The 1,575-nt window shown below is 71.0% G+C and carries 1 protein-coding gene; it reads right to left on the bottom strand.

What is annotated here, in order from left to right:
• Nucleotides 1–1,575, bottom strand: a 1,575-nt coding sequence (locus ACZ418_RS42855; RefSeq protein WP_468374303.1) for an IS481 family transposase, incomplete at both ends; no start/stop codon positions are given.

The following is a 1,575-nucleotide window of genomic DNA, read 5'->3' as shown; positions in this document are numbered from 1 at the left end:
CTCGTCCAGGTGGGCGGTGACGACCTGGTGGGCATAGCCGCGGCCGAGCTGGATGCGCTGTCCGGCGACCATGAAGCCGCCGACACTGCTGACCGTCCGCTCGGCGATCTGCTCGGCGGGCGGGGGCAGCAGCGGTGGTGGACCGGCCGGACGGCCACCCTGCAGGCGTCCGCAGGCTGAGGGCGGCAGGGGGCTGGGCAGGGTGGCTTGCAGGACCCGCTGCTCGTCCAGGACCTGCAGGACTTTGCCGTCGAGCCGGAGGGTGACCCGCTGTCCGGCGAACGGCCAGCCGATCAGGACCTTGTCGCCGCCCAGGCCGACGTAGCCGACCGCATTGACGGTCCGATCCACTTCCACCACGCCGTCAGCGGTCTGGGCCGGTCCGGGGTCGTCCGCCCATGGTCCGGCGGGACGGGCCCCTCCGCCTGTCAGCAGGGCTTTGAGGTCCCGGCCGGACAGCTTCGAGGGCAGCGTCTTGTGTCGGCCGCCGCCGATGAGGACGTGCAGCCGGTTCACGTCGATCCGCAAGGTCACCGTGGTCCCGGCCAGGGCCGGGCCGAACCAGATCTGCTGCCCGCGCAGGCTCAGATTCCCCGACGCGGGAACCACCCGCTCCACCTCGATCGCACCGACCTCGCCGTCGGCCATAGGCCAGGCCACGGCCACCGGCTCGGGCGCAGGCTCAGGGGCGGCTAGAGCGGGGACCGGGTCGAGGCGGGCGGGCAGGATCACTGGCAGTGCATCCTGCTCGGACCGCGGCCTGGGAACGAACCGGCTGGCCGGGACGGCCATGTCCAGGGCCTGATGCGGCCGGATCCGGTTGTAGTCCTCCAGCCAGGCATCCACCACCGCCTGCGCCGTCGCCACGTCGGCGAACGGATCGTGGACGTCGAGGAGTTCGCGCCGCAGGGTCTGGTGGAAGCGTTCGATCTTCCCGGTGGTCGTCGGGGACTGCGGCTTCGTGAGCCGGTGGGTGATGCCGTTCTCCCGGCAGATCCGGTCGAACATCGTCTCGCCCGGCTTGCCGGGACTGAAGCGGGCGGTGAACTGCTTGCCGTTGTCCGTCAGCACCTCGCCAGGCACTCCGAAGCGCACCAGTGCCTCGCCGAAGGCCAGACACACCGCCCGGGCCGTGGCCCGCTGCACCACCTTCGCGATCACCATGAACCGGGAGTGGTCGTCGATCCCGGTGACCATCTTGCACTCGCTGCCATCTGCCAGCAGGATGCCGCCGACGATGTCCATCTGCCACAGTTCCATCGCCGTCGACCGCTCCCACCTGCGGTAATCCGAACGGCGCCGCTTGCGCACGCCCGGCTCGACCAGACCGTTGCGGACCAGGACCCGGTAGACCGTCGCCCGTGAGGGCACCGGCGTGAGGCCTCTGCGCTCCAGCTCATGCACCAGCCTGCGCGGACCCCAGCCGGGATGCCGGCGCCGTAACTCACACACCAGAGCCTCGACCTCCCCAGCGATCCGGTGCGGACACGAGGCCGGCCGGTGCGACCGGTCCGCCAATCCCGGCAGGCCCGACTGCTCGTACTTGCGCACCCAGGAGTGCACCGACTGCCTGGA

Source organism: Streptomyces sp. NPDC030820 (assembly GCF_055572075.1).
This window is presented reverse-complemented; position numbering and strand designations above follow the sequence as displayed.